This is a genomic window from Exiguobacterium sp. s127, from assembly GCF_018618695.1.
Taxonomy (GTDB): domain Bacteria; phylum Bacillota; class Bacilli; order Exiguobacteriales; family Exiguobacteriaceae; genus Exiguobacterium_A; species Exiguobacterium_A oxidotolerans.
Window position 1 is genome coordinate 1 of sequence record NZ_JACSMO010000021.1, and the last position, 6,590, is coordinate 6,590.

General features: G+C 46.0%; 8 protein-coding genes, 1 tRNA gene and 1 other RNA gene. 2 read left to right on the top strand and 8 right to left on the bottom strand.

The window, feature by feature from the left end; all coding sequences use genetic code 11:
• Positions 1 to 251 precede the first annotated feature (251 nt).
• From KNP98_RS15660 to tadA, 6 genes are all read right to left on the bottom strand, one after another.
• Positions 252 to 470, bottom strand: a complete 219-nt coding sequence (locus KNP98_RS15660) for a YaaL family protein (protein WP_029332191.1) — start codon at positions 468 to 470, stop codon at positions 252 to 254.
• Positions 467 to 1,066, bottom strand: coding sequence for a recombination mediator RecR (recR, locus tag KNP98_RS15665; RefSeq protein WP_029332190.1), 600 nt, complete (start codon positions 1,064 to 1,066; stop codon positions 467 to 469). Before recR ends, KNP98_RS15660 begins: the two co-directional genes overlap by 4 nt.
• Positions 1,067 to 1,084: 18 nt before the next feature.
• On the bottom strand, positions 1,085 to 1,405 hold the full coding sequence (locus KNP98_RS15670; protein WP_012368932.1) for a YbaB/EbfC family nucleoid-associated protein: 321 nt from the start codon (positions 1,403 to 1,405) through the stop codon (positions 1,085 to 1,087).
• 22 nt (positions 1,406 to 1,427) lie between these two features.
• The gene (dnaX, locus tag KNP98_RS15675; RefSeq protein WP_088835960.1) at positions 1,428 to 3,110 is read right to left on the bottom strand and encodes a DNA polymerase III subunit gamma/tau; all 1,683 of its coding nucleotides are present in this window, start codon (positions 3,108 to 3,110) and stop codon (positions 1,428 to 1,430) included.
• Positions 3,111 to 3,207: 97 nt separating this feature from the next.
• Positions 3,208 to 3,474, bottom strand: an RNA gene (ffs, locus tag KNP98_RS15680) — signal recognition particle sRNA large type.
• A gap of 47 nt (positions 3,475 to 3,521) precedes the next feature.
• Positions 3,522 to 4,028, bottom strand: coding sequence for a tRNA adenosine(34) deaminase TadA (gene tadA, locus KNP98_RS15685; RefSeq protein WP_214806043.1), 507 nt, complete (start codon positions 4,026 to 4,028; stop codon positions 3,522 to 3,524).
• Positions 4,029 to 4,138: 110 nt separating this feature from the next.
• On the opposite strand from tadA, the gene KNP98_RS15690 reads away from it, so the two are divergent.
• Together KNP98_RS15690 and KNP98_RS15695 are read left to right on the top strand one after the other, a co-directional pair.
• On the top strand, positions 4,139 to 4,768 hold the full coding sequence (locus KNP98_RS15690; protein ID WP_088835958.1) for a deoxynucleoside kinase: 630 nt from the start codon (positions 4,139 to 4,141) through the stop codon (positions 4,766 to 4,768).
• Positions 4,765 to 5,442 (top strand): deoxynucleoside kinase, encoded by a 678-nt coding sequence (locus tag KNP98_RS15695; protein WP_029332186.1) that lies wholly within the window; start codon positions 4,765 to 4,767, stop codon positions 5,440 to 5,442. The genes KNP98_RS15690 and KNP98_RS15695 overlap by 4 nt, the downstream gene beginning before the upstream one ends.
• Positions 5,443 to 5,894: 452 nt before the next feature.
• Here KNP98_RS15695 and KNP98_RS15700 read toward each other — a convergent pair whose 3' ends face one another.
• Both KNP98_RS15700 and KNP98_RS15705 read right to left on the bottom strand, forming a co-directional pair.
• A complete protein-coding gene (locus tag KNP98_RS15700; RefSeq protein WP_157898458.1) occupies positions 5,895 to 6,359 on the bottom strand; it encodes a DinB family protein in 465 nt (154 codons plus the stop codon).
• Positions 6,360 to 6,464: 105 nt separating this feature from the next.
• Positions 6,465 to 6,554 (bottom strand) — tRNA-Ser (locus tag KNP98_RS15705).
• Positions 6,555 to 6,590: the final 36 nt, after the last annotated feature.

A 6,590-nucleotide genomic window follows, 5' to 3' on the forward strand; every position in this document is an offset into this window, starting at 1 on the left:
TTCAAAGTTCGTCCGCGCCTGTTTTGGCGACTCAATTAGAATACCAAGTCTGGAACGATAAGTCAACAACTTTTTAAAAGAAGTTTTTTTCGTTCGTTTCAAGCGTGCGTCCTCTTTAGGACATGAATTAATATACCACGATAGTTAGGGGATGACAACTGTTTTATTAAAATAGTTTCATTTTTTTCGATTCTTCTTTTTAAGAACAGATTAAAGGCTGCAAACCACTCGGGCTCACAGCCTTCACTCGTTCACTTCATCATGATTGAAACGCGTCTTCGTTTTGCTTCGCTTATATAGAAGAAATACAACGACTCGGCTAATTTCATTTGTGCTTCAAGATCACCATAATCATCATAACTAATCTCAAGTAGATGACGTTTCATCAAGTAGTCTTCTTTTGCTTTAGACAATTCTGTAAGGAGACGCTCATCGTATTCGTTTCGGATTTTTTTTCGAAACCAACTCATAGTTCGCGTCTTCCCTCCATCGCACGGGATAATGTAACTTCGTCCGCATACTCTAAATCTCCCCCAACAGGAAGACCATGTGCAATTCGTGTCACACGAATTCCCGTCGGTTTCAGTAAACGTGACAAGTACATCGCCGTTGCCTCTCCCTCAATGTTCGGATTCGTTGCTAAGATGATTTCCGTAATGGCTTCGTCTTCTTGAAGACGTGTCAAAAGACTCGATACGTTAATGTCTTCAGGTCCAATCCCTTCCATTGGACTAATCGCCCCGTGGAGTACATGGTACAACCCTTGATAATCTCGCATCTTCTCCATCGCAATCACATCTCGCGAATCCTGAACAACACAGACAACCGTCCGATTACGATGTTTATCCGAACAAACATAACACGGATCTTTGTCCGTTATGTTTCCACACACGCTACAATAAGAAATATCGCGCTTCGCGCTGACGAGTGCCTTCCCGAACATCAACACATCATCTTCTTCCATGTCTAAGACATGAAAAGCAAGACGAACAGCCGTTTTCGGTCCGATCCCCGGTAGCTTCGTAAAACTTTCAATCAAACGACTGATTGCTTCAGGATATTGCAATTGATTTCCCCCTACAGTTTAAAACATTCCCGGCATGTTCATACCTTGCGTAAATTTACCCATTTTACTTGAAACAAGTTCATCGACTTTTTTCAATGCATCATTCGTTGCAGCGAGGACGAGATCTTGAATCATTTCGACATCGTCAGGATCCACTACTTCTTCTTTGATGATGACGTCGATGATATTTTTATGACCATCAGCTACGACAGATACCATTTCACCGCCAGCTGTACCTGTCACTGTCAAATCCTTAAGTTCTTCCTGAGCTTTCGCCATATCCTTTTGCATCTTTTGCATTTGTTTCATCATATTGTTCATGTTTCCCATACCACGCATATTTGTTCCTCCTCAAGTAAGATTAGTCTTCAAATTCTACGATATCACCAAAACGACCAAGCGTCTCGGATAATAAGCGATCGCTTTCCGATTCTTCAGCGACCTCTTTCTCTTCTATATTACTACTATTTCGCTTTGCAACAAACTCTGCCTTTAATTCATTCCAGTCTTGATCAAGAATTGCGAGAATCTCCCGTTTGACGCCACATACTTCAAACAGGGCTTCTTCGATAACGAAACGCGTTCGTTCATTCGTCATGACTTGTTCGAAATGCCAGCCCTTCCCGTTATCAAACTCAATCAATAACGTATCTCCCGAACACAAGACGGGTTTACTTTCATGGACAAGCGAATAGATCGGACCATCTTGCTTTAAGATGAGTTTTAGAATAGCATCCCAGCGCTCTTGGATTTCAAGCAATTGTGCTTTTTCTGCTCGCATCAGCATTTGTCGAATCCGCTCTTTCGCGATCCGCACGGTCGGACGACCTTGCTTCCGTTTAGCTGGTTGCGCCGCGACTGTTTCTGCTGCCGGTACACCGTTCGCTTTCAACTGATGCATCTGTTCCTTCATTTCTCTTACTTCCTGTTGCAATGACTGGACGATTTGTCCCGTCGTACGCCCCTGTTCCGTAATTTGGATGAAGGCAATCTCGACTAAGACACGTGGATGATTCGTCAATCGCATCTGTTGTTGGCAATCATGCAGTTGTTCGATGACATGGAAACATGTTTCCGCTTCAATCATTTCGACAAACTGTTTGAATTCCTCTGTCGGACGGGCGCGTTCTAACAAATCGACTGCCGTCGGTGAGGCTTTTAGCAGGAGCGTATCCCGATAGAAGAAGACCAGGTCCTCGACGAATCGCTTCAGGTCTTTTCCTGCCCGTTGCATCTGCTCAAGTGTCTGCAATAATTGATCGACTTGCTGATTATGAAGTGCGTTTGCAATCGCGAGCAACGCTTCGTCTTCTACGGCACCCGTTACTTCGAGTACGGCAGCATCCGTCAAATCCCCATTCGAGAAAGCGACTGCTTGGTCGAGTAAACTTAAGGCATCCCGCATTCCTCCGTCTGCTGCGCGTGCAATCAACCGTAACGCCGTCTCCGAGTAGGCAATTTCTTGATCGGATAAGATGAACTGCATCCGTTCGACTAGTTGGTCGACTTCATGGCGTTTGACATCAAAACGTTGGCAACGCGAAATGATGGTCGCCGGGATTTTATGGGGCTCTGTTGTCGCTAAGATGAAAATCGCATGTGCCGGTGGTTCTTCAAGCGTTTTTAATAATGCATTGAACGCTCCCGTCGATAGCATATGCACTTCATCGATGATATAAACTTTATAGGCTGCTTCTGAAGGCGGGTACTTCACCTTATCGCGGATTTCGCGAATTTCGTCGACTCCGTTGTTTGAAGCCGCATCGATTTCGAACACATCCGGACTCGATCCTTCCGTAATCGCGAGACATGTCGGGCATTCATTACACGGTTCTTTTACAGGTGCGTGTTCACAGTTGATTGCTTTTGCGATGATTTTCGCAAGACTTGTCTTCCCCGTTCCGCGCGGGCCTGAAAATAGGTAGGCATGTGACATCCGTTCTTCCATCAATGCGTTTTGAATCGTCCGAGTGATATGTGCTTGCCCGACGACTTCATCAAAACGCTGCGGACGATACACGCGGTATAGTGCTTGATAGGCCAAATTTGCGCCTCCTCTTTTTTAAGATCCTTGTTCTATTCTACCTAAAAAAGTCTACAACCGAAACCGGCTGTAGACTTGTTTTATAAAAATTAAACTGCCGCGCACCATATTCTGAAATATGTTCAACATGCGTTACTCACGCAGCCTGCTCAGTTCAAGCACTCCTGCGGCACACAGAGAGCACCACTTAAGGCTGCTTCCTTCCGGACCTGACCTAGTTCATGGGTATCTGTTGCGCAGGACTCAAACGTCAACGCTACTTACGTAAGGCAGACCATACCAATCATATCCCTCGATATGGAATTCAGTCTCGCTATAGCGGATTGCGAGTGACAGGGAACCGCTACATCCCCACCTAGCACGGCAAATGATTTATCGTTTTTTAGTGGCACCCGTTCGAGTGCTTTTTCATTATACTGTTTCGTCTAAATTGTTGCAACCCATTGCACGTTTCTTTGCTTTCTTTTTCGCACGAAGTTCGCGAAAGAACGCCGTTAACAACTCACCACATTCTTTTTCTAATATACCACTCGTCAGACGTGAAACATGGTTAAAGCGCTCATCTTGGATGAGGTTCATCAAAGTTCCGCAACAACCACCTTTTGGATCATCGGCTCCGAAGATGACATGTTCAATCCGCGATAACATGATGGCTCCGGCACACATCGGACACGGTTCAAGCGTCACATACAGTTCGCACCCTTCCAGTCGCCAGTTCCCGAGCTTTTCACACGCTTGCTCAATCGCGAGTAATTCGGCGTGTGCCGTCGCCTGATGATTCGTTTCCCGGTGATTATACCCGGTCGCAATGACTTGATCGTCTTTGACGATGACACACCCAATCGGCACTTCGCCGATGGCTTCCGCCTTTTTCGCCTCACCAATCGCGAGCTCCATATAATATTCGTGTCGCTCCACTTCTACTCACTCCCTATCTTTACAAAAATTCTCCCTCTGAAACTTCGGCAGGGGTCCCTGCTTTGTGCTAAAATATAAATTGCACTTTGCTGAACGGAGGGTAATTGAATATGTTCATAACGGTTGAAGGACCGATTGGTGTAGGCAAAACTTCACTTGCGAACGCCATCAGTCATCATTTCTCATTTTCTATGTTACGCGAAATTGTCGAAGAAAATCCCTTTCTTGGAAAGTTCTATGAGGACATCGAAGAATGGAGTTTCCAAACAGAGATGTTCTTTTTATGCAATCGCTTTAAACAGCTCGATGATATCGAACGTCACTACCTAAGTAAACAACGCTCTGTCGTCGCTGATTATCATATCTTTAAAAACCTGATTTTTGCTCACCGCTCGCTCAAAGTAGAGCACATCGATAAATATGAACAAATTTATTCGATCTTAACGACGGATATGCCAAAACCGGATGCCGTCATCTACTTGAATGCGAGTATCGATACACTGATGAAACGCGTCGCCTTACGCGGACGTGAAGTTGAAGAACACATGTCACGCGATTATCTCGAGCAACTCGCAGCAGACTACGAAACGTTCGTCACGGAGTATCAAATCAAACACCCGGAAGTCAAAGTCATCCGTTTTAACGGAGATGAACTCGACTTCGTCAAACGCCCAGAAGACTTGGATTATGTCTTAACTAAAATCCGCAATGAATTATATGAAGGAGCGAACCACGCATGAACTCGAAGTTACGTGAAAAATACAATATTCCGGCAGATGCCGTCATTACGATCGGTGGAATGGTCGGAATCGGAAAATCGACGATCACGAATGGTCTAGCAGACGCACTCGGCTTCCGGACATCTCTTGAAAAAGTCGATACGAACCCTTATCTCGATAAATTCTACCACGATTTCGAGCGCTGGAGCTTCCACTTACAAATCTATTTCTTAGCGGAACGGTTTAAAGAACAAAAGAAAATCTTCCAATACGGTGGTGGTTTCATCCAAGACCGCTCCATCTACGAAGATACAGGCATTTTCGCGAAGATGCACTTCGAAAAAGGAACGATGTCACCAACGGACTACGAAACGTACTCCAGTTTGTTCGATGCGATGGTCATGACGCCATTTTTCCCGCATCCGGACTTGTTGATTTATCTGGAAGGATCGTTTGAACAGGTGCTCGACCGGATTCGTCTCCGCGGACGCGAGATGGAACAGCAAACACCAATCGAGTATTGGGAAGAGATGTACGAACGGTATACGAACTGGATCAATAACTTCACGATTTGCCCGGTCCTTCGTTTATCCATCGATGAATATGATCTTCTCAATGAACCGGAGTCGATTGAACGTATCCTCTCGAAAATCGATAAACAACTTGAAGTCGCCCGGATTGCAAAAACACGTTGATTCACACGCAAAAGCCCTTCGACAGTCGCCGAAGGGCTTTTGCGTGTAGACAAACTCTTATAAAGCGTGAACATGCGATAACGAAAGACAATCCGGTCGCGCTTCCCTGTCTCGCCTCGTCTTCAAAGCGGCAATCTTCCGCGCCGCTACAGCAAAGCTGCAGGGTCGCGACCGATTGCTTTTCGCGGTTCTAAGCGATTCGAGACGGATTGCGCCCTAAACCGTCTGCATGACTGGCTTTCCGTCATAGTGTTACCTAAAAAGCGTCACGTTTCGTTGACTCCTGCGGGGAACGCACGTTCAGAGGCAGACAAGACCCTGCTTCTTGTCCGTTAGGACGAAGGAGCAACGGCTTGCGCCTCGCCCGAGGAAAGCAACGAAAAAAGACGCTTGATCTCCCGATGGCACTTTGTCTACAGCCTGAGCCCTCGACAGTCGTCGAAGGGCTTTTTTTAGCGTGCTGTTACTTGTTTGATTTGGTCGATGTGATGTAAGTCGTGCTGTTTCATCGCGCCAAGCAAGTCGACGATCATCATCGTTTTCCCGTTCGAAGTGAACGTATCCATCAAACGTTCTTCCGGAATCAAATCAACGGCCCGGCTTAATAGGTCACGGCTGACTAAGAATTCATCAATCGTTAAGATTCGTTGCTGCTCGCGACTCATCTTCGCCGCTTCTTCGTTGACTTCCTGACTGTTCGGCTTCACACGGAATGGTTCGTCCGCCAACATGAATGGAAGACGTTCTGCCACCATGAAGCGGTCCCACGGTGACAAGTGACCTACGATTTCAGCAATCGTCCATTTGCCTTCCGCATATGAGCTACGCCACGCGTCTTCCGGGATGTGTTCGAGTTCACGGACGAAGTTCATCGTTTCTTTATAGTGAGTGAGTAAGGTTTCTTTTGTATTGGTCATATCAAGTGCTCCTTCTTCCTTTTTACATGTAGGAAAACATAGCATGCGAACGGATCTTGGTGCAATAAAAAAGCACCTCACACGATGTGAGATGCTCGATATAAGCGGAGTCGGTGGGATTCGAACCCACGCGGGCCTTACGACCCCTAACGGATTTCGAGTCCGTCCCCTTCAGCCGGGCTTGGGTACGACTCCATGTTAAATTTATTTTTGGGTAAAAAAAAAGAAGTG

Bases quoted from the DNA above. Each gene is read 5' to 3' on its own strand.
- KNP98_RS15660 (WP_029332191.1), bottom strand. From the start codon at position 470: ATGAGTTGGTTTCGAAAAAAAATCCGAAACGAATACGATGAGCGTCTC.
- KNP98_RS15670 (WP_012368932.1), bottom strand. From the start codon at position 1,405: ATGCGTGGTATGGGAAACATGAACAATATGATGAAACAAATGCAAAAG.
- KNP98_RS15690 (WP_088835958.1), top strand. From the start codon at position 4,139: ATGTTCATAACGGTTGAAGGACCGATTGGTGTAGGCAAAACTTCACTT.
- KNP98_RS15695 (WP_029332186.1), top strand. From the start codon at position 4,765: ATGAACTCGAAGTTACGTGAAAAATACAATATTCCGGCAGATGCCGTC.
- KNP98_RS15700 (WP_157898458.1), bottom strand. From the start codon at position 6,359: ATGACCAATACAAAAGAAACCTTACTCACTCACTATAAAGAAACGATG.